18 protein-coding genes and 1 tRNA gene are annotated in these 18,696 nt (G+C 48.3%); 13 read left to right on the forward strand and 6 right to left on the reverse strand.

The features are described 5' to 3' along the window. The first annotated feature begins 269 nt into the window (after window positions 1–269). The gene (locus QZ311_RS11150) at window positions 270–1,037 is read left to right on the forward strand and encodes a glycosyltransferase family 2 protein (RefSeq protein ID WP_297067927.1); all 768 of its coding nucleotides are present in this window, start codon (window positions 270–272) and stop codon (window positions 1,035–1,037) included. 59 nt (window positions 1,038–1,096) lie between these two features. Here QZ311_RS11150 and QZ311_RS11155 read toward each other — a convergent pair whose 3' ends face one another. Next, the gene (locus QZ311_RS11155; protein WP_297067930.1) at window positions 1,097–1,750 is read right to left on the reverse strand and encodes a ribonuclease HII; all 654 of its coding nucleotides are present in this window, start codon (window positions 1,748–1,750) and stop codon (window positions 1,097–1,099) included. A gap of 23 nt (window positions 1,751–1,773) precedes the next feature. Beyond that, window positions 1,774–2,484 (reverse strand): response regulator transcription factor, encoded by a 711-nt coding sequence (locus QZ311_RS11160; protein WP_297067932.1) that lies wholly within the window; start codon window positions 2,482–2,484, stop codon window positions 1,774–1,776. A 258-nt stretch (window positions 2,485–2,742) separates the two neighbouring features. Between QZ311_RS11160 and pyrH the strand changes: the two genes are divergently transcribed. Together pyrH and frr are read left to right on the forward strand one after the other, a co-directional pair. After that, a complete protein-coding gene (gene pyrH, locus QZ311_RS11165) occupies window positions 2,743–3,453 on the forward strand; it encodes a UMP kinase (RefSeq protein WP_123613786.1) in 711 nt (236 codons plus the stop codon). Between the two features lie 53 nt (window positions 3,454–3,506). Further along, entirely contained in the window at window positions 3,507–4,064 is a 558-nt protein-coding gene (gene frr, locus QZ311_RS11170) for a ribosome recycling factor (RefSeq protein ID WP_297067937.1), read from the forward strand. 130 nt (window positions 4,065–4,194) lie between these two features. Here the strand turns inward: frr and QZ311_RS11175 are convergent, their stop codons facing one another. Continuing rightward, on the reverse strand, window positions 4,195–4,797 hold the full coding sequence (locus QZ311_RS11175; RefSeq protein WP_297067941.1) for a DUF4254 domain-containing protein: 603 nt from the start codon (window positions 4,795–4,797) through the stop codon (window positions 4,195–4,197). Between the two features lie 205 nt (window positions 4,798–5,002). Here QZ311_RS11175 and QZ311_RS11180 point away from each other — a divergent pair, with 205 nt between their 5' ends. From QZ311_RS11180 to QZ311_RS11220, 9 genes are all read left to right on the forward strand, one after another. Further along, complete coding sequence (locus tag QZ311_RS11180) at window positions 5,003–5,782, forward strand: radical SAM protein (protein WP_297067944.1); 780 nt, start codon at window positions 5,003–5,005, stop codon at window positions 5,780–5,782. A gap of 50 nt (window positions 5,783–5,832) precedes the next feature. Further along, window positions 5,833–6,747: an LD-carboxypeptidase gene (locus QZ311_RS11185; RefSeq protein ID WP_297067947.1), complete on the forward strand. Its 915-nt coding sequence runs from the start codon at window positions 5,833–5,835 to the stop codon at window positions 6,745–6,747. A 273-nt stretch (window positions 6,748–7,020) separates the two neighbouring features. Further along, the gene (gene ybeY, locus QZ311_RS11190) at window positions 7,021–7,449 is read left to right on the forward strand and encodes an rRNA maturation RNase YbeY (protein WP_297067950.1); all 429 of its coding nucleotides are present in this window, start codon (window positions 7,021–7,023) and stop codon (window positions 7,447–7,449) included. Next, on the forward strand, window positions 7,439–9,319 hold the full coding sequence (mnmG, locus tag QZ311_RS11195) for a tRNA uridine-5-carboxymethylaminomethyl(34) synthesis enzyme MnmG (RefSeq protein WP_297067953.1): 1,881 nt from the start codon (window positions 7,439–7,441) through the stop codon (window positions 9,317–9,319). Before ybeY ends, mnmG begins: the two co-directional genes overlap by 11 nt. Window positions 9,320–9,438: 119 nt before the next feature. Continuing rightward, window positions 9,439–9,957, forward strand: a complete 519-nt coding sequence (locus QZ311_RS11200) for an adenine phosphoribosyltransferase (protein ID WP_297067956.1) — start codon at window positions 9,439–9,441, stop codon at window positions 9,955–9,957. Between the two features lie 222 nt (window positions 9,958–10,179). Further along, the gene (uvrC, locus tag QZ311_RS11205; RefSeq protein ID WP_297067959.1) at window positions 10,180–11,997 is read left to right on the forward strand and encodes an excinuclease ABC subunit UvrC; all 1,818 of its coding nucleotides are present in this window, start codon (window positions 10,180–10,182) and stop codon (window positions 11,995–11,997) included. Between the two features lie 135 nt (window positions 11,998–12,132). After that, complete coding sequence (locus tag QZ311_RS11210) at window positions 12,133–12,522, forward strand: phage holin family protein (RefSeq protein WP_297067962.1); 390 nt, start codon at window positions 12,133–12,135, stop codon at window positions 12,520–12,522. Between the two features lie 140 nt (window positions 12,523–12,662). Continuing rightward, window positions 12,663–13,826: an MFS transporter gene (locus QZ311_RS11215; protein WP_297067965.1), complete on the forward strand. Its 1,164-nt coding sequence runs from the start codon at window positions 12,663–12,665 to the stop codon at window positions 13,824–13,826. A 149-nt stretch (window positions 13,827–13,975) separates the two neighbouring features. Next, the gene (locus QZ311_RS11220) at window positions 13,976–15,472 is read left to right on the forward strand and encodes a glycoside hydrolase family 28 protein (RefSeq protein ID WP_297067968.1); all 1,497 of its coding nucleotides are present in this window, start codon (window positions 13,976–13,978) and stop codon (window positions 15,470–15,472) included. Window positions 15,473–15,547: 75 nt separating this feature from the next. Here QZ311_RS11220 and QZ311_RS11225 read toward each other — a convergent pair. Together QZ311_RS11225 and QZ311_RS11230 are read right to left on the reverse strand one after the other, a co-directional pair. Beyond that, window positions 15,548–15,621, reverse strand: a tRNA-Pro gene (locus QZ311_RS11225). Window positions 15,622–15,704: 83 nt separating this feature from the next. Next, complete coding sequence (locus QZ311_RS11230; RefSeq protein ID WP_297067971.1) at window positions 15,705–16,649, reverse strand: D-2-hydroxyacid dehydrogenase; 945 nt, start codon at window positions 16,647–16,649, stop codon at window positions 15,705–15,707. Window positions 16,650–16,945: 296 nt separating this feature from the next. On the opposite strand from QZ311_RS11230, the gene QZ311_RS11235 reads away from it, so the two are divergent. Continuing rightward, window positions 16,946–17,626, forward strand: a complete 681-nt coding sequence (locus tag QZ311_RS11235) for a tetratricopeptide repeat protein (RefSeq protein ID WP_297067975.1) — start codon at window positions 16,946–16,948, stop codon at window positions 17,624–17,626. A gap of 561 nt (window positions 17,627–18,187) precedes the next feature. Here QZ311_RS11235 and QZ311_RS11240 read toward each other — a convergent pair. Next, window positions 18,188–18,694 (reverse strand): lipid-binding protein, encoded by a 507-nt coding sequence (locus QZ311_RS11240; RefSeq protein WP_297067978.1) that lies wholly within the window; start codon window positions 18,692–18,694, stop codon window positions 18,188–18,190. Between the last annotated feature and the right edge of the window lie 2 nt (window positions 18,695–18,696).

The following is an 18,696-nucleotide window of genomic DNA, read 5'->3' on the forward strand; positions in this document are numbered from 1 at the left end:
TTAGTAACTACTTCCTATTTTTATTTTTGCCCAAAACGTTTAGGACAATATTGTTGTAAATGTGTAATTTTTATGAGAAAAGAATTTTGTTAGATAGTTTTTTTATGCATCAAGATAGAATTCCAATATGGATTACAAGTATCTGTAGATGGGTTTATGGGTTAAAAATAGGTGTTTCGTAGATTATAAATGCGATTTTTTAGATAAAATTTCTCTCGTTTGAAATATTTATTTTACATTTGTGGTTGGTAAGTTTGCTTTTGTCAGACATGAATAAAATCTCAGCTACCATACTTGCATATAATGAAGAGAGGCATATCGGTGCTTGTCTGGAATCTTTGCGTGGTGTAGCTGATGAAATAATAGTGGTTGATTCCGGCTCGACCGACCATACGGTTGAGATATGCGAAAAATTCGGATGCCGTGTCAGCACCAGAAAGTTTGACGGTTTCGGCGCACAGCGCCAGTATGCGACATCACTCACCACACATCAGTACATACTTTCAATCGATGCCGATGAACTCCTGTCGCCTGCCCTTCAGGAATCGATAAAAAAATTGAAAGAGGATGGTTTCGGCCACAGGGTCTACAGCATCTCGCGCTTGAATTTTTATTGCGGTATTCCTGTTAGACGTTGCGGATGGTATCCTGACCGCCAGATCAGACTTTTTGATAAGCGCTATGCCAACTGGAATTTGAGGGATGTATCGGAGACAGTCATCTTCCGTGATTCCGTCAGACCTGAGTTTATCGACGGTGACATACTCCATCACCGTTGCGACACGCGCGAGCAATATCAAAGGGTAGTGGCCTCACACGCTGCAATGAAGGCTAAAGTGCTTGCCGTGCGCGATGAAAACATAGGTGTGGTTTCTCCGTTTCTCCACGGCATGAAAGCCTTTTGGCATAGTTTTGTCAGAGAAGGCGGAATTTTTGAAGGTAAAGTAGGCCGTGAAATTTCAATGCAGTCCTATCGCTCGGAACTACTTGCCTATACTACAGCGAGAAAACTGAAAGCCGGGAGTCGGCCGAAGTAAGGAGTGGTGGAGATAAGCGCTGGAAGTCGTTGACAGCTGGACACCTGTTATTTAGAAAATCATGATTTTTTCTTGCTCTGTTTTTGGGCCGCTTCGTCAGGGAGCAGTCTGAATGTCATACGGTGTATTGGAGTAGGGCCTAATTTTGCAATGGCTGCCCGGTGGTCACGTGTGGGATATCCCTTGTTGACCTCCCAGTTGTAGCCCGGATATTGTTTTGCTGCCTTGTCCATAAACTCGTCGCGGTAGGTTTTTGCGAGGATTGAAGCTGCCGCTATGTTGCCGAAGCGTGAGTCACCCTTGACGATTGTGGTATGCGGAATATCTTTGTAGGGTTTGAATCTGTTTCCGTCGACAGCTATCGCACCGGGGACTACTTCGAGCCGGTCGAGTGCGCGGTGCATGGCAAGTATGGAAGCGTTGAGGATGTTGATGCTGTCAATCTCGCTGTGGTCACATGACGCGACAGCCCAAGCAACGGCATCGCGCTCGATGATGGGACGCAGGAGTTCGCGCTGGCGTGCTGTAAGTTTTTTTGAATCGTTGAGAAGTTCGTTTGTATATCCGTCGGGGAGAATTACCGCGGCAGCGAATACCGGACCTGCGAGGCAGCCGCGACCCGCTTCATCGCAGCCGGCTTCAAGAATAAACGGTGTTGTCGAGGATGGCAGCGGAGAATCCTGACTCTTGTTTATGGCGCTTGATTTTTTCATATACAGATTTACTTCACTGTCGGTCAGATGTCCATGAATCCGTAGCCGAGTCCTGAACGGTTGACTATATTCTGGCCATAGCAGCCGAGTTTTTTACGCAGGCGGGAGATATTGACATCAACGAGACGCGGATTGTTCATTTCCTCACCGGGCCACGCGGTAGTGAATATTTCCTCGCGTGTGAACAGTTTGTTGCGCGAGCGCAGTAACTGGGTGAGTATTGAAAATTCGGTCGGAGAGAGCGAGATTGAATCTCCGTCAATGATCAGTCCACGTGAGTCTACGTTGAGGATGAGGGTGCGGTATTCGATTGTGCGGGCGTTTGCTGCGGGCGCGAAATTTCTGTGACGGCGAAGGACAGAGCGGACTCTCGCCATGAATTCACGCAGCGAGAAAGGCTTGATGACATAATCGTCAGCCCCTGAGTTGAGACCGGCTATAATATCGTTTTCACCGTCGAGAACTGTGCAGAAGATGACCGGGATGTGTTGTGTCATTCGGTCGTCCTTAATTCTGTCAAGGAGTTCAAGGCCGTCGATTTCTCCGGGGAGTCTGACCTCTGTTATGACGAGATTGAATGTTTCAAGAGGTAGGATGAGTGCATCTTCCGCCCGTATAACAGATGTGACGCGATAACCCTCGCTCTGAAGGTTACCTTCGAGCAGGGCTGTGATGTTTCTGTCGTCATCAATGAGCAGAATAGCAGGTGTGGTTTTTGGCTCAAAATTACTCACGAACGTTGTAAGGAGAGAGAAGAACTGATAGTATACGGTTGACTTTATATGCAAAAATAGGCGATATTTATCTTTTTATGAAATTTGTAACCAAATTGTGTGAAGTTTGAAATCAAATTGTCATGAATATTGAGGCTCGTGATATATATAAAATATGTGTATTTTAATTTTTAGCGTCCAATGGTTGTATTATTGCGGGAATAATCATTACCTTTGTTGAAACATCAATAAACAACGGTATAAAACTCATTAAAACAAATGGAACCAAAATACAGAAGAGTCCTCCTCAAGCTCAGCGGTGAATCGCTGATGGGAAAGCAGGGCTACGGCATCGACACTGACCGTCTGAATGAATATGCCCGCCAGATTATGGAAATCTGTTCGATGGGCGTTCAAGTGGCTATCGTAATCGGCGGAGGCAATATATTCCGTGGTGTTTCCGGCGCGGCCAAAGGTTTCAACCGTGTCAAGGGTGACCAGATGGGTATGCTCGCCACCGTGATCAATTCGCTTGCCCTTTCGTCGGCTCTCGACGCTATCGGTCAGCCGGCAAAGGTGTTCACCGCCCTCAACATGTATCCGATAGGAGACTACTATTCAAACCGCGTGGCCATCGAGGCTCTTCAGCGCGGCGAGGTTGCGGTGATTGCCGGAGGAACAGGCAATCCGTTTTTCACTACCGACACCGGCAGTGCCCTCCGCGGCATCGAGGTTGAAGCCGATGTCATGCTCAAGGGCACACGCGTCGACGGAATCTATACGGCTGATCCCGAGAAAGATCCGACTGCCACTAAATTTGACAAAATCACTTATGACGAAGTGTACAACCGCGGACTGAAGGTGATGGACCTCACTGCCACTGCTCTCTGCAAGGAAAACCATCTGCCCATCGTGGTGTTTGACATGGACACTCCCGGCAATCTTCTGAAAGTCATCAAGGGAGAGCCTATCGGAACTCTCGTCTATTAAAAAGAAAGTCTTCCAGACTCAATACTTGACACTTAAAACTTAATACTTATAAAATGGAACCCTCTGATTACTTAAATCCGGCCCAAGAAAAAATGGAGTTGGCCGTGGCTTATCTCGATGAGGCACTTGCCCATATCCGTGCAGGCAAGGCTAATCCGAAGATTCTTGATGCAGTACGCGTGAGCTACTATGGCTCTAACGTGCCTGTGTCTCAGGTTGCAAACGTCGCAGTTCCCGATGCGCGTACCATCACCATCACCCCATGGGAAAAGGCTATGTTCAAGGAAATTGAAAAAGCCATCATAAATTCCGAGCTGGGCATCACACCTGAAAACAACGGTGAAATCATCCGCATTTCAATTCCCCCGCTGACCGAGGAACGCCGCCGCGCTCTCGTGAAGCAGTCAAAGGCAGAAGCCGAAACTGCAAAAGTGAGTGTGCGCAACGCTCGCCGCGATGCTATCGACGGTCTTAAGAAGGCTGTGAAGCAGGGTATGAGTGAAGATGTTGAAAAGGATGCTGAAAACGATGTACAGAAGCTCCACGATAAATATCTTAAGAAAATCGACGAGCTTTTTGCAGCCAAGGAAAAAGAAATCCTGACTGTGTAAAAGTAAGCTTTTCCGCCTCCGATTCTTTCGGCGATGGCTGAGAGTGACGGAAGGAACAAAAAAACAGACAGAAACGATTTCGTGTCGTTTCTGTCTGTTTTTTTTGTTGTCAAAGCTGTGTATCAGCCTCTTATTTTTTATAGAGTACAGGGTTGGTCGATGGATCGTTGTACATTTTCATCTGACGGTAGACCTTCATGTATTTGCGTCCTGCGGCAATGTCGTCGAGCAGCTGGTCGATTGCTGTCGTGAGGTCATTTTCCTGCTGAAGAAGCACATCAAGTTTAGCCTGACACTTGGCGATGTGCTCGGGCGAGGCGTCTGTGCGCTCGACTTCGCGCGCCATGTGGTAGATTTTCAGAGCGAGAATCGATAGACGGTCGAGCGCCCACGCCGGGCTTTCGGTGTTGATAGTAGCGTCGGACAGCGGTGTGACATCGGCATATTTCTCACGGAAATAAGTGTCGATTTCCTCGACCATATCGGTGCGGTCCTGATTCGACTTGTCGATACGGCGTTTGAGAGCGAGCGCAGCCACGGGGTCGATATTTGGGTCGCGGATTATATCTTCGAGATGCCACTGCACGGCATCGATCCAGTTCTTGGCAAAGAGGGTTGCCTCGATCGTCCCCTCCGGATAAGGGTTTGCAACACGGGCATCAACATCGTCAGTCTTGTGGTAGAGGGCTGTCGTGTCAGCGAAAATTCTGAAAGAGTCTCGTGCGAAATTCATGGAATATGGTGTTTGGTTAAAGAGTTTGATGATTTAATAAATGCAAAGATGGTGATTTTTATCCCGAAAACAAAGGAGTGCCCCGAAAAAAATGCTTAATTTTGCTATTGAAGTGTCTGCGGAGCTCTATTTGCACGCTTCACATATAAATATTCACATGTAACATTCCCGGTAGGTCCAACCGATGGTTTCATAAAATAACATCATGCAGACTGTACTTTTCCATTCCACTATTTTCGGCCCTATACGTTCGCGGCGTCTTGGAGTCTCGCTCGGTGTCAATCTCACACCCGACGACGGTAAGATATGCTCATTCGACTGCCTGTATTGTGAGGCCGGTTTTAATGCGCAAGGGCAGGGGACAACGGGTTTTCCTTCACGCGAACAGGTGGCAAGGCAGCTTGAATCGCGTCTGAAAAACATGAGCGAGGCCGGTGAGCCGCTTGACGTGATTACTTTTTCAGGTAATGGCGAGCCGACGCTCCATCCAGATTTCAGCGGTGTGATCGACGACACTCTGCGCATCCGCGACAAGTATTATCCATCGGCCAAGGTCAGTGTACTGAGCAATTCGACGCGCCTTGACCGCAGTTCGGTCGAAGATGCTTTGAGAAAGGTTGACAATAACATTCTTAAGCTCGATTCGGCTGTCACGGCTACAATGAAAGTGATTGACCGGCCGAACAGCCCGGCTTTCACATCGGAAAAAGCCATAGCCGACATTGCCAAGTTCAACGGACAATGTATTGTCCAGACCATGTTTTTGCGCGGTGAATATGACGGTGTGAAAATAGACAACACTACTCCTGCCGAGGTCGACGCTCTTATCGAAGCCTACAAGGCGATAGCTCCCCGTGAAATCATGATCTATTCCATCGACCGTAAGACTCCGGCTGAGACTCTTGAGAAAATCGACCGTCAGGAGCTTGATAGGATAGGGGAGCGCATAGCATCCGAAACCGGAATCCCTGTTCAGGTCGCGTAATGTAAAAGAAAATTTGTGGCCGCTGTGGCCGCGTGAATCATACAATTCTAATGGCAGAGCTTTCCATTCTGACACCCCGTCCGCTTCGCAGCGGTGACCGTATAGCCATAGTTTCGCCGGCCGGAATCATCAAGCCGCAGATTGTCTACAACTGTCTCCCTGTTCTTGCTGACAGGGGATGGGTTCCTTATGTCGGCGAAAATACTTTCAATCGCCAAGGGACTTATGCCGGTAGTGACGATGAGCGTTACTCCGATCTGGAGACCGCGTTTCTAGACCCTGACACGCGTGCCATCATCTGCGCGCGCGGCGGCTATGGAGCTGTGCATCTTCTCGACCGTCTCGACCGACTCCCTTTGCGCGATGATCCCAAATGGGTTGTCGGCTACAGTGACATCTCCGCTCTCCATGCCTTGATGACGCGTAAAGGAATCAAGTCGCTCCACGCTCCGATGACAAAACATATAGCTCAGTTTTCGGGTAAGGATGACGATTCAAGACTGCTGTTTGAAAAACTTGAAGGCGCGACTCCCGATGTCGAGGTGGAAGCCCATCCCTTGAATCGTCCCGGCAGAGCGGAAGGATTGTTGGCGGGAGGAAATCTTGCAGTGATTGCCGGACTGGTTTCGACGCCCTTTGATGTCATCCGCCCCGGGACTATCCTCTTCATTGAGGATATCGCCGAGCCGATATATAAGGTGGAACGTATTCTGTATACGCTCCGGCTGAGCGGTGCTCTCGGAGCATTGGGCGGACTTATCGTCGGGCAGTTTACCGATTATGCTCCCGACCGCAATTCACCGACAATGGAGGCTATGATTTCACGAATGGTCGAGCCCTTCGGTTTTCCTGTAGCCTTCGGTTTTCCGATTGGCCATGTCGACCATAACATACCTATGACCTGCTCGTCGAAAGTAGTGCTTGAGGTTTCTTCCGACAAGACTCTGCTTTCTACAATAGGGTAGAGGAGGGGACTCGTTTTGAAAAATTAAAATATATAATATATTGTCTAATATTTAAAATTTAGTGTCTTTATTTTTAGTTGATATTAAATTTAGCCTTCTGAGGCTGTAAAATTCACGCCCGTTTGTGCAGGCGGTTTCAAATATTAAAATCTCAGAGCCTTAAAATTGGTGTAATATGCTTTTAATTAAATAAATAAGCTCTATTTTTATGTTTGGAAAAATGACCAATCTAAAAATTTTGACGTTAAATGAAAAATTGACTAACTTTGTAACATGAAGAAAATAGAGTGGCTGACCGACGGCACTACAAAAATGCCTGATATTGACACCGCACGACTCGAAGAGTGGATTGTAGCGGTGGCTGCTTCTCACAATCGCATTGTCGGCCCCTTGACCTATATTTTTTGCGATGACCCGAAAATTATCGAGGTCAACCGTCAGTTTCTCAATCATGATTATTTTACGGATATCATCACTTTCGACTATTCACGCGGAAGGATGATATCAGGCGATATGTTTATTTCACTCGACACCGTCGAGTCCAATTCAGTTTTAGTCGGAGCTACCTATCAACGCGAACTACTGCGCGTGATCATTCATGGTGTGCTTCATTTATGTGGCATAAACGATAAAGGACCGGGTGAACGTGAAATAATGGAATCTTTTGAAAACAAAGCACTAAAAAAGTTAGATGAGATTTGACTACGACCTCATTGTCATAGGGGCGGGTCATGCCGGATGTGAGGCAGCCCATGCGGCTGCCCGTCTTGGTGTGAGCACCCTTCTTATGACAATCGACATGAACAAGATTGCCCAGATGAGTTGTAATCCGGCCGTCGGGGGCATTGCAAAGGGACAGATTGTAAGAGAGATTGATGCGCTCGGCGGCATGATGGGTATCGTGACAGACGAGAGTGCCATCCAGTTCCGCATGCTTAACCGTTCGAAAGGTCCGGCTATGTGGAGTCCGCGCGCACAGAGCGACCGAATGGCTTTCTCTCGCCTGTGGCGTGAGATTCTTGAGAATACACCCAACCTTGACATCTGGCAGGATTCTGCCAATGAACTTGTCATAAAGGACGGTTGCGTGGCAGGAGTCAGGACGTGTCTTGGTGTGACTTTCAATGCAAAATCGGTGGTGCTTACAGCCGGAACTTTTCTCAACGGACTGATGCACACAGGGCCTGTGAAACTCCCCGGCGGACGCGTGTCCGAACCGGCATCCTATGGTCTCACAGAGCAGTTGCGAGACCTTGGTTTCGCTACCGACCGCATGAAAACCGGCACACCCGTGCGTATCGACGGCCGCTCGGTTGACTGGAGTCTTACCACTCTTCAGGAGGGTGACGACGATTTCCACAAGTTCTCTTATCTTTCAAATGTCCGTCGCAGACTGCGTCAGCGTCCTTGCCACACGGTTTATACAAACCCCGAGACACATCGGATTTTGCGTGAGGGGCTTCCGGATTCTCCGCTCTACAATGGCCAGATAAAGAGCATCGGGCCTCGCTACTGCCCCAGCATCGAAACCAAGATTGTCACTTTTGCCGATAAGAACGAGCATCAGCTTTTCCTCGAACCTGAAGGTGAAGTGACAAATGAATATTATCTCAACGGCTTCTCGTCTTCGCTTCCGGTCGACATTCAGATCCGTGCGCTTGAGACTGTCCCTGCGCTGAAAAATGTGCAGATTTATCGTCCGGGCTACGCTATCGAATACGACTTTTTTGATCCGACCCAGCTCTATCACACTCTGGAGACGAAGCTGATTTCAGGCTTATATTTTGCCGGACAGGTCAACGGAACTACAGGCTATGAGGAAGCCGCCGGACAGGGTCTCGTGGCCGGAATAAACGCTGCTCTGAAGGTCAAAGGCGAAGCGCCGTTTACGCTTGCGCGCGACGAGGCTTATATAGGAGTGCTTATCGACGACCTTGTCACCAAGGGTGTCGACGAGCCTTATCGCATGTTTACTTCGCGTGCCGAATACCGTATTCTTCTCCGTCAGGACGATGCCGACATGCGTCTGACCCCACGCGGACATGCCATCGGTCTGGCTACCGATTATCGCTTCGAAATCATGGAGAGCAAGCGCAGACAGCGCGATGCTCTGATTGAATTCTGCAAGGATTTCTCGGTGAAAAGCGCATTGATCAATCCCTATCTTGAATCAATCGGCGAGCAGCCGTTGAAGCAGGGTGTGAAGCTTTACGATCTCATCCTGCGACCTGCTCTGAACATTCAGAAACTATCTGAAGTTATAAAGCCGTTGGGTGAATTTATTGCTGCGGAGATAGAAGATGCCCGTCGGGAGGAGATTGTCGAGGCTGCTGAAATCCTTATAAAATATCAGGGGTATATTCAGCGTGAAAGCCAGATTGCCGATAAGCTCCGCCGTCTTGAAAACCTTGCTCTCCGGGGCAAGATTGACTATTCGAAACTGACCACACTATCGACCGAAGCCCGTCAGAAACTCGAAAAAATCAACCCCGAAACAATCGCACAGGCTTCACGTATCCCCGGTATTTCTCCTGCGGACATAAACATCCTTTTACTCATGTTGGGTAGGTAAAATCATTGTTTCACGTGAAACAAATCGGGTAAAATTACGTGGAATTTCTCGTGAAAAACTGCGATAATACAAACCCATATACTTAATACTTGCTACTTAAAAACTTAATACTTATATAAATGGAATATTTAAAAAGACGCATTCGCGATGTCTATGATTTCCCTCAGAAAGGAGTCATATTCCGCGACATCACTACACTTCTGAAAGATCCTCGCGGTCTTCACATCATCGGTTGGGACCTTTCTCAACTTTACCGCGACAAAGGCGTTACTAAGGTGGTCGGAATCGAGTCACGTGGCTTTATCGCCGGTTCGATTCTTGCCTTTGAACTCGGTGCGGGATTTGTCCCCGTCCGTAAGCCCGGCAAGCTTCCCGCCGACACTATCAGCACTTCCTACGACAAGGAATATGGCAAGGATGTGATAGAGATTCATCGTGATGCCATCACTCCCGACGACGTAGTGGTGATTCACGACGACGTGCTTGCGACAGGTGGAACAATGGCAGCTGCCTATGAACTTGTCAAATCTATGAATCCGAAGAAAATCTATATCAATTTTATCATTGAGCTCCTCGATCTGAAGGGTCGTGAGAACCTTCCTTCAGAAGCCGAGGTGACATCATTGATCTCATATTGATTCATCCTGTTTCCCTATTTCTTCAGACGATATTTTTCCGACAAAGTCTTCTAGAGGCTTTGTGATTATAACTCCACAATTGGCAAGCGAACCGGACAGCGTGTCTGTTTCACTTGCGAGGTGTGGGGTAAATAATATTATGATGTTTCAGGGTTAAGTGATGCAGTCAGTAGTAGCGATTGACTTTCATTTTCCCCGTCTATATAAACACTCTTTTTGATTATGGCCAAGCATAAGAAATCAGCTTCCCTTACAGAAAAAATTTCAATACTTCCCGATACTCCCGGTGTCTACATGTATTATGATTCCGAGGGTACTGTCATCTATGTCGGCAAAGCCAAGAATCTTAAAAGACGTGTCAGTTCCTATTTCAACAGGACTCACGACAGTCTGCGCACCAATCTGCTTGTCCGTGCGATTGTCGATATGAGCTACATTGTAGTCCCCACCGAACAGGATGCCCTTAATCTTGAGGCTTCGATGATAAAGGAATATCAGCCTCGCTACAATGTGCTTCTTAAAGATGATAAATCCTATCCTTGGATAGTGGTGACAAACGAGCCTTTTCCCAAAGTCTTCATGACCCGTCAGCGCATCAAGGATGGCTCGAAATACTATGGTCCGTACACCGACTCCGGCTCTGCGCGTGCGATTCTTGAACTTGTCAGGAAGATATATTGTGTGCGTTCGTGCCGTCAGCCGATGACGCTTGACTGGATAAAGGCCGGCAAGGGACGGCTCTGCCTCGACTATCATCTCAAGCGCTGCAAAGGATGCTGCACGGGGCTTATTTCCTCTGAGGAATATAACAGTGACATTGACAGGATACGTGCCATACTGCGCGGTGAGACGGGCGAGCTCCTCGGCTATCTTCGTGGCGAAATGGAGAAGCTTTCGATGGAACTTCGCTTTGAGGAAGCACAGGAGTTGAAGGAACAGTATGACCTTATAAAACGTTATCAGGCCAAGAGTGTGATAGTCTCCCAGACCATCGAGGATATTGATGTGTTTGGCATCGACGACGAGGATTCCGATGTCTACATTAACTATATGCACGTCCGCCGTGGAACTGTCGTGAAGTCTGTGACGCTGGAGTTCAAACGTCGTCTTGACGAGTCGCGTGCGCAGCTTCTGGGCTATGCGATGTCGGAGATTTCCGAGTCGCTTGGCGTGAAATTCGATGAAGTGATTGTTGCCGAAGAGCCGGATGTCGAGATGCCCTCGGTCCGTTTCATAATTCCTCAGAGGGGCGACAAGGCAAAGCTGTTGGAGGTGTCGCAGAAAAATGCACGTCAGCATCGCGTCGACCGTATCAAGACTATGGAGAAGCGCAATCCAGAGACCCGCACCGAGCGCATACTTCAGCGCATGCAGTCTGACTTCCGTCTTTCCGAACTGCCCCGCCACATCGAGTGTTTCGACAACTCGAACATACAGGGCACGAATCCGGTGGCCTCGTGTGTGGTTTTCAAGGATGCCAAGCCGAGCAAGAAAGACTACCGTCATTTCAATATCAAGACCGTTGTCGGACCTGACGATTTTGCCTCGATGAAGGAGGTGCTGACGCGCCGTTATTCACGTCTTGTCAGCGAGGAAAAACCGCTCCCGCAGCTCATCGTGGTCGATGGTGGCAAGGGTCAGTTGTCGGCTGCCGTCGAGGCTCTCGACGATATGGGACTGCGTGGCACTATAGCCGTTGTCGGTATAGCCAAGCGTCTTGAGGAAATCTATTTCCCCGGTGACAGCATACCCCTCTACATCGACAAGAACAGTGAGACTCTACGTGTCGTTCAGCATCTGCGCGACGAAGCCCACCGCTTCGGCATCACACACCATCGCAACCGTCGCAGCAAATCGCAGGCCGTGTCGGAGCTTGACGGTATAAAGGGTGTCGGCGAGAAGACGCGTACGGCTCTGCTGACACATTTCAAAAGTGTCAAACGTCTGCGTGAGGCAGATATCGACACCATAGCCGAACTTATCGGACCGGCCAAGGCTTCGATAGTCTATGGTGCACTCCATGCGGTTGACGAGAATTGAGACAACATTTTGCATTATCGCACCAAAAAGAGATGCTTCAGACATTAACTTTGCAGCATCTCTTTTTTGTGTCTCTGCCCTAAAAAATCACTTTACGGTCAGATTAAATTCTCAATTTTCAATTCTCGATATCCCATGTTTCTACTTCTCCTCATCGACTATCTCTGTGTTCTTGCTGCCGTCATTGCCGATCTCGTAAGCGGTCTTCGTAAAGCAAAACAGCGCGGTGAAAAATGCACCTCTTCCGGCCTTAGGCGAACGGTTGATAAGATCGGCCGTTATTACCTCGCCCTGTTTTCCATGACCGTGATTGATGTCATGCTTGTCGCCTCGCTCGATTTTCTAAAGGATTCAGGCTTCACCATCATTCCGGCTTTTCCTTATCTGACCTCTTGCGGAGCGCTCGCGCTCGCACTGATTGAGGTCAAAAGCATTTGCGAGCACTCGGACGAAAAAGGCGATTTGCGTCAGGTTCTCACAAATATTATTTCCATACTGACGCGCCTTCCGAACTATAAAATATGATGTAAAACTAATCACATCGACTTGAATCTGCACCCGATGTTTTCTATATGAAAATTAGAATCATCGGGTGTGGATTTTTTTGTATTTTTGCACCTCGATTTTTTAAGGTAAAAGATATAGAATTTCTAAGGCGACAAATTGTGAAACGTTTTCTCCCCCTGATTCTGCTGACCATTGCAGGATTCACATTCAACACATCCGAACTCACTCCTATCGGACTTCTCAGTGACATTGCAGCTGACTTCGGCGTGACCGAGGCTCATGCCGGACTGCTGATAACCATTTATGCTTGGGTGGTTGCCTGCCTGTCGTTGCCTCTCATGCTCTGGTGTGCGAAGATGGATTTTCGCCGTTTGCTTCTCTGCGTAGTGGCGCTGTTTTTTGTGAGCCACATAGGTTCTGTTCTCTCGACAGGTTTCTGGACTCTCATGCTCTTGCGCATCGGTGTGGCTACGGCTCATTCACTGTTCTGGTCCATCGCTCCGACTATGGCTGTGGCCGTGAGTCCCGACGGCCGAAGGTCGACAGCGTTGAGCGCACTTGTCGCCGGCGGTGGTGTTGCTCTCGTCGCCGGTCTTCCTTTGGGTCGTGTGCTGGGCTTGCTCGCCGGCTGGAGAGTGACGCTTGGCTCTCTCGGCTTGCTCTCTTTTCTGATTCTTATAGGACTTTATTTCTTTTTTCCGAGCATTGCACGCAGCGGTCAGGACGAGTCACGTGGCCGGATGTTGAAAGATATTATCAAGTCGCGTCCGCTCCTGATGGTCTATTTCATAACGGCTGTGATAGTCACTGGACACTATACAGGCTACAGCTACATCGAGCCGTTCATGGACAGCATTCTGCACATCGAGGCCAAGGCAATCACATTTACCCTATGTCTTTTCGGCATAGCCGGGCTTGCCGGCAGTTTCCTTATGACGCGTTATTTCCCCCGCCATCCGCGCATAATCATTTCTACCGCCTGCATGTCGTTGCCCGTAATCATGCTGTTGCTGCTTCCGGGAGCGCGCCTCGGTCTGATTGTACTTGCGTTCATATGCATTCTGTGGGGGCTTGCAATCACCGTCTACAATATCGCTTTCCAGAATGAAATCATTGTCCTGTCCCCTCATAATTCGGTGGTGGCGATGAGCATATATTCAGGGATATTCAATCTTGGAATCGGAGCTGGAGCATTCACCGGTGGAATAGTCTGTGAACGCGGGATGATGGCCGATATCGGTTATGTCGGCGGAACGATTGCCCTCGCGGCAGCCTTGTTTGCACTTTTCCGTTATCTTCCTTCCCGAAGCTATAATGAGTGATAAGGATTAACGAGGATTTTTTCGTATATTTGCACTTATACAATTTTTCAGCGTTACCGACGCTCTTAGTTTTGTCTGATTTTTTCAAAAATCACTTGCTAATCATTGACGAGTAAAATTAACAAATTAATAAATTAAATCCTTAAAACATGAAAATCTGTTCAAGCCACACTCTGCTGGCCGGAGCTATTCTTTCGCTTTCGAGTTTTGCAACTGCAATCGAGGCTTCCGACTACAGTAGTTTCTACAAAAATCTGCCGATTGAGCTATCGCCGGTGACCCCGCCGTCAATCCCCTCCTACGAAGTGGACATCACTGCGTTTGGCGGAGTCAACGACGGCGTCACTCTCAACACCGAAGCTTTTGCCAAAGCGATGAAGCATCTTTCGGACAAAGGTGGTGGTCGTCTTATTGTTCCCGAAGGTATCTGGTACACCGGTCCTATTCTTTTTGAGAGCAATGTGGAGCTTCACCTTGACCGTGGCGCACTTGTCCTCTTCAGCGAGAATCTGGCCGACTATCCCGCCGTCGCTTCCGACTGGGAAGGACTGTCGACCCATCGTGCTACCTCGCCTCTTTCCGCTCGCGACAAACACGACATTGCGATTACGGGCGATGGTACATTCAACGGCAATGGCCAGAAGTGGCGTCCGGTCAAGAAGGGCAAGATGACCGCCGACCAGTGGAAGAAGCTCACAAAGACCGGATGTGTCAATGCCAAGGGTGATGTCTGGTTTCCTAACGAGCGCATTCGCGAAGTCTACGATAACAAGGAGCTTCAGGCAAAGGTCCATCATGGCAATAAAGAACTTGTCGACTATGCCCACGATTTTCTGCGCCCGGTGCTGCTGTCGTTTATCAATTGCCGTAACGTGATGCTCAAGGACGCGACTTTTGAGAATTCTCCTGCATGGAACCTTCATCCCCTCCTCTGCGAGAATCTCATCATCGATAACGTGAATGTCCGCAATCCGTGGTATGCACAGAACGGCGACGGAGTCGACATTGAATCGTGTCGTAACGTCCTCGTCGTAAACAGTCGCTTTGACGTGGGCGACGATGCCATCTGTATCAAGTCAGGAAAGGATAAAGACGGACGCGACCGAGGCGTACCGTGTACGAATGTGCTGATTGACGGATGCACCGTCTATCATGGTCATGGCGGTTTTGTGATCGGCTCTGAAATGTCGGGCGGTTGCAAGGACATCATTGTAAACAACTGTGTCTTCATCGGCACTGATGTGGGCCTCCGTTTCAAGTCGACCCGCGGCCGTGGCGGCGTGGTCGAGGACATTTATGTGGACAATATAAAGATGACCGACATTGCCGGCGATGCCCTTATCTTTGACCTTTACTATGGCATCAAGCCCGGTGCTCCCGTTCCCCCTGTCACTGAGGAGACACCGTCGTTCCGCAACATCTACATCGACGATGTGACATGCCGTTCGGCAAAGCGCGCAGCTCTTTTCAACGGTCTGCCTGAAATGCCGATGAAAAATGTCGTGATACGCAATTCTCATTTCCGTGCCGATTCAGGTATTGAGCTTAACCATGTCGACGGACTCACTCTTGAGAATGTAAGAATCACCGTTCCCGGCGAAGCTGTCAAGAAAGGTGAAGGTGTGAAAAACGTAAATGTGAAATGACAGCTTTCGGAAAACGATTAAATAACAGATACAAAAAGAGAGCGGAATTCAAAATTCCGCTCTCTTTTTTTTGCGTCGGGGTGACAGGATTCGAACCTGCGACCACCTGGTCCCAAACCAGGTGCGCTACCGGACTGCGCTACGCCCCGATTGTCGGAAGCTCTATTGTGAGCTTTGACAAGTGCAAAGGTAGTTACAAAAAATTACTTATGCAATACTTTTATTGCTTATATCATACTAAATTTTGAGGATTGTTCTCAATTGCCGACTTTAGGTTCTCGATCGAGATGTCGATGAGTCTTTTTCTTGCTTGAGTCGACTGCCATGCGATGTGGGGTGTGACATAGCATCGTGGACATCCGATGAGCGGAGAGCCATGACGCGGCGGTTCTTCGCAGAGTACGTCGATTCCGGCTGCGGCGATTCGTCCTTCGCGCAGAGCAGTGGCGAGTGCTTCTTCGTCAACGAGCGGACCTCGGGAGGTGTTGATGAGGATGGCCGTCGGCTTCATTTTAGCAATTGCCTCACGGTTTACCAGTCCTTTTGTCGCAGGGGTCAGGGCGGAGTTGAGCGAGATTACATCGCTTTGGCCGAACAGTGTGTCGAGGTCTACCCGCTTCACACCTTCGGGGAGTTCGCGCTTTGAATTGGTAATGACATTCATGCCGAAAGCCTGCGCGATAGCGGCCACACGTCTGCCGATGTTTCCCATCCCGATTATGCCCATTGTCATGCCTGCAAGTTCGTTGAATGGAGTGAGGCGGTAACTGAAATCCTTATTGTCGGCCCATTCGCCTTTGTTGACCGATTCGGCATAGTCGCCTATCGTGTTTAGGATGTGCAGCAGATGGGCGAATACGAGCTGAGCCACTGAGTCGGTTGAGTAGGCCGGCACGTTGCATACGGTGATTCCGCGACGGTGTGCCGCATCGATGTCCACGTTATTGTAGCCCGTGGCAAGAACCCCGATGAATTTCAGCGTAGGCAGCGCCTCCATGATTTCATCGGTAATCACAACTTTGTTGGTGTATATGGCAGTCGCGCCCTTGGCTCGCTCCACCACTTCGGCCGGGGCAGTGCGGTCATAGACAGTCACTTCTCCGAAATTTTCGAGAGCCTCCCATGAGAGGTCTCCGCTGTTGGCCACATAGCCGTCGAGAATAACAATTTTTTCCATGACTCCAAAGATACGCAACAGTCACCATATTTCCAATTATATTTTCACGGTGTCGGTTTTGAGCGTCTTCAGGAGGAGTTTCACTTGTCAGCCGGCGATGATTGCTGTAAGGGATATTTCACCTTCTACACCCTTTATTCGACACTGACGTGGGGTGATGTGATTAAAATTCCCTCATATAAATTTCATTTATTGGAGAATATTCCCTAATTTTGCACATTGGAAGTGGATAACCGCTTTTAAATCCGCATTTTAGCATATTTTTAAGTTAAATAAATCAAACTAATCACATAAAAATGGCAAATAACAAGCCCGTAGAAGAACCCCGCACCTCGATTGATGAGGTAAATGACACTCTTACCGGTATCGGTGAAAAAGTCCAGAGCAATCCAAAAGTAATAGTCTGGGGCTGCATAGCAGTCGCTGCAGTTGTGGCTGTCATACTTATTTATGTCTATGCAATCCGCCAGCCGGGTCAGAACGCCGCCAACAATGCTCTCGGTCAGGCCGATGTCGAGCTTCTCATGGGCAACGATTCAGTGGCACTCGCCAAATATCAGCAGGTTGCAGCCGACCACGGTTATGATGCCGGCAATCTTGCAAACCTCAACGCCGCTATCCTTCTCTATAAGGAAGGCAAGTATGAAGAAGCCATCAGCTATCTCAAGAACTATTCAGCTTCAGAGTCAGTGATCGGTGCTTCTGCAAAATCTCTTGAAGGTGACTGCTACGTGAATCTCAAGCAATATCCTCAGGCAATCGACTGCTTCAAGCAGGCTGTCAAGATTTCCGACAATAATCCCCACTACACTCCTGCTTTCCTTATGAAAGAGGCGACAGTGCTCCGCGAACAGAAAGATTTCAAGGCTGAGGCTACTGTCTACGAACAGATTATCAAGGACTATCCCACCTATGGTTCTGAAATCGGTGTAGATCTCAAAAAGTATCTTGAACGTGCTCAGGACGCTGCAAAATAAGTCGAAAGGACTAAATTAAAAATCTACCGAAGACGGCTATCATGCTTGACGAAAGCTGATAGCCGTCTTTGTTTATTGTTTTTGGAAGCCAAGAAACCACATCAGGCACGAGTGTCAAGCGAAGAATGTCCGGCAGGACATTATATTACTCATAGCCCCGTACATCGTAACAAAGCGTAGATGTGCGGGGGAAAGATATGTTTAAACAAAATGATGTCCTTCAGGACATCGCTTTACCATTCAGGCAAGATCAGCTTTCGTCGCTGTAAAATTAATATCAGTATCAGATAAACGTGTATAAACATCTGATTACCAATAAAATACCATACGCAGGTAAGTCACATGATAATGATTCGCGCACAATCAATTGAACATCAGTGCGTTATTGATGACTTGAAACGTTTAATCGGACAGCAATAAAATATAAATAGGGAATCTCGTAGGCATCACGCCCGGAGATTCCCTTGATACACATAAAAAGATGCTGTTTCTAATTATGTAATACTACGTTATGATTTTAAATGTTTGTGCCTGAATTTTAAAGTAACTTTATTTTCAATATTACTCTGCTCCACCGTTGAGGCCGGTGCGGCGATAGCCTTTCATCAGATATTTCATTCCGGGATCATCATCGCTGAATGTTATATAGAATTCAATGGCATCGGCTTTCGCACCGCTCGGCGAGAGAGTTCCTCCGAATGTGACCTTACCGTCGGTGACTGTAAGATTCGATTCGTAGGCTTCGTTTGTCAGCGGTGAGCTGCTTCCGAATGTCTGTGATGCTGCGTCGCAAGGAACTTTGGCCGTGAAATTCCAGAAGTTGCCGAGGTCACTTATCCACATTTCAGTCGGGATGTTTGCAGCGGTATTGTATGTGATAACCTGCACATAGCCCATACCGTAGGGGTCTTCCATTACGACATTGCCTGAAGCATCGACAAGATCCACTGTGACCATCCATTCACCGGCGAGACTGACAGTTGCGGTTTCGCCCACATCCTCTTTATCGCATGAGGTAAGTGCGACCACAGCAAGTGTCAAAAACAAATATTTTAAAGTCTTTATCATGA

Source organism: uncultured Duncaniella sp. (assembly GCF_910578445.1).
Classification (GTDB): Bacteria; Bacteroidota; Bacteroidia; order Bacteroidales; family Muribaculaceae; genus Duncaniella.

Excerpts from the sequence above, each read along its gene's own strand:
- QZ311_RS11235 (WP_297067975.1), top strand. The coding sequence starts at position 16,946 with ATGGCAAATAACAAGCCCGTAGAAGAACCCCGCACCTCGATTGATGAG.
- ybeY (WP_297067950.1), top strand. The coding sequence starts at position 7,021 with ATGAAGAAAATAGAGTGGCTGACCGACGGCACTACAAAAATGCCTGAT.
- QZ311_RS11150 (WP_297067927.1), top strand. The coding sequence starts at position 270 with ATGAATAAAATCTCAGCTACCATACTTGCATATAATGAAGAGAGGCAT.
- QZ311_RS11180 (WP_297067944.1), top strand. The coding sequence starts at position 5,003 with ATGCAGACTGTACTTTTCCATTCCACTATTTTCGGCCCTATACGTTCG.
- QZ311_RS11240 (WP_297067978.1), bottom strand. The coding sequence starts at position 18,694 with ATGATAAAGACTTTAAAATATTTGTTTTTGACACTTGCTGTGGTCGCA.
- pyrH (WP_123613786.1), top strand. The coding sequence starts at position 2,743 with ATGGAACCAAAATACAGAAGAGTCCTCCTCAAGCTCAGCGGTGAATCG.
- QZ311_RS11175 (WP_297067941.1), bottom strand. The coding sequence starts at position 4,797 with ATGAATTTCGCACGAGACTCTTTCAGAATTTTCGCTGACACGACAGCC.
- mnmG (WP_297067953.1), top strand. The coding sequence starts at position 7,439 with ATGAGATTTGACTACGACCTCATTGTCATAGGGGCGGGTCATGCCGGA.
- uvrC (WP_297067959.1), top strand. The coding sequence starts at position 10,180 with ATGGCCAAGCATAAGAAATCAGCTTCCCTTACAGAAAAAATTTCAATA.
- QZ311_RS11210 (WP_297067962.1), top strand. The coding sequence starts at position 12,133 with ATGTTTCTACTTCTCCTCATCGACTATCTCTGTGTTCTTGCTGCCGTC.
- QZ311_RS11200 (WP_297067956.1), top strand. The coding sequence starts at position 9,439 with ATGGAATATTTAAAAAGACGCATTCGCGATGTCTATGATTTCCCTCAG.
- QZ311_RS11220 (WP_297067968.1), top strand. The coding sequence starts at position 13,976 with ATGAAAATCTGTTCAAGCCACACTCTGCTGGCCGGAGCTATTCTTTCG.
- QZ311_RS11155 (WP_297067930.1), bottom strand. The coding sequence starts at position 1,750 with ATGAAAAAATCAAGCGCCATAAACAAGAGTCAGGATTCTCCGCTGCCA.
- QZ311_RS11185 (WP_297067947.1), top strand. The coding sequence starts at position 5,833 with ATGGCAGAGCTTTCCATTCTGACACCCCGTCCGCTTCGCAGCGGTGAC.
- QZ311_RS11230 (WP_297067971.1), bottom strand. The coding sequence starts at position 16,649 with ATGGAAAAAATTGTTATTCTCGACGGCTATGTGGCCAACAGCGGAGAC.
- frr (WP_297067937.1), top strand. The coding sequence starts at position 3,507 with ATGGAACCCTCTGATTACTTAAATCCGGCCCAAGAAAAAATGGAGTTG.